Below are 1338 nucleotides of genomic sequence, written 5' to 3'. Positions count from 1 at the left end.
CCCCGGAACAGCCATAAATGATAGAGCAACGATTCAGGTGCCGAGGGCCTGGACCCCGGCGACGGCGATGCCCACGGCAGCGGCGGCCTGGCGGAGCTCCTGCGCGGTGACGGTCGCATCGAAGCTGAACCGCACGGCCGTCTGGGCGACCTCGGGTTCGATCCCCATGGCCAGCAGCACAGGCGACGGCGCGTCCGAGCCCGCCGCGCACGCCGATCCGCTGGAGCAGATCACGCCCTGGCGTTCGAGTTCCAGCAGCACGGACTCGCCGCTGGTGCCCGGGAAGCAGAAGGAAGCCACGGAGGGCAACCGCTCGGTGGGATGCCCGGTGAGGATGGCCCCGGGAACACCGGCCAGCACAGCCGCAATGAAGTCGTCGCGGAGGTCCGCGATGCGCCGGGCCGGGTCCTGAGCCGGTTCTGCCGCCACGTCGGAAGCAAAGCCCTCGGCCGTTTGTTCCGCCGGTCCCGGCTGTGCGCCCCGGGCAAGCGTCAGCGCCGTCGCCAGCGCCACGGCCCCGGCGACGTTTTCCGTGCCGGAGCGGCGCCCGCGTTCCTGGCCGCCGCCGTGGACCAGCGGTTCCAGCCGGATCCGGCCGCGCACAAACAACGCGCCGCTGCCTTTGGGCGCGCCCAGCTTGTGCCCTGAAATGCTCAGCGCATCCACGCCCAGCGCGCCCGTGTCCAGCGGCAACCAGCCGGCGGCCTGGACGGCGTCAGTGTGGAACGGGATTCCGCGGCCGCGGGCCAGCGCCGCGAGCCGGGCGATGGGCTGGACCGTGCCGACCTCGTTGTTGGCGTACATGATGCTGACGAGCGCGGTCCGGGGCCCCAGGACGGCGGCCAGCGCCTCTTCCGTGACCTGCCCGAAACGGTCCACGGKAATGACGTCGACGCCGAAGCCGTGGACTCGTTCAAGGTAGCGGGCGGATTCTTCGACCGCGGGATGTTCGACGGCGCTGATCGCCACCCGGTCCAGGTTCGGATCGGCGGAGCGCCGGGCCAGGGCGATGCCCTTGACGGCGAGGTTGTCCGCCTCCGTGCCGCCGGAAGTGAAGATGATCTCCCCGGACCGGMAGCCCAGGGCTTTCGCCGTCGCGGCCCGGGCCCCGGCGAGCGCCGTGGCGGCCGTGTCCCCCAGGGAGTGATGGCTCGACGGGTTGCCGAACTCGCCCGTGAGGTACGGCCACATGRCCTCCAGTACCTCGCGGCGGACCGGGGTGGTGGCCGCGGCGTCGAGGAAGATCACGGCGGGCCTCAGCCCGCTGCCGGATCGACGGCGGGGGYGACAGCCAGCTCGATATCGAGGCCGAGGTCCAGGGCCGTGACGCTGTGGGTC

General features: G+C 72.0%; 1 protein-coding gene. It reads right to left on the bottom strand.

The window, feature by feature from the left end:
• Positions 1–33 precede the first annotated feature (33 nt).
• Complete coding sequence (locus tag AC1DBQ_RS23350) at positions 34–1248, bottom strand: cysteine desulfurase family protein (RefSeq protein WP_476930757.1); 1215 nt, start codon at positions 1246–1248, stop codon at positions 34–36.
• Positions 1249–1338: the final 90 nt, after the last annotated feature.

The organism is Arthrobacter sp. 10T413_2 (genome assembly GCF_056394205.1).
The sequence above is the reverse complement of the archived record's forward strand: the minus strand, read 5'-3'. Positions and strand labels throughout refer to the sequence as shown.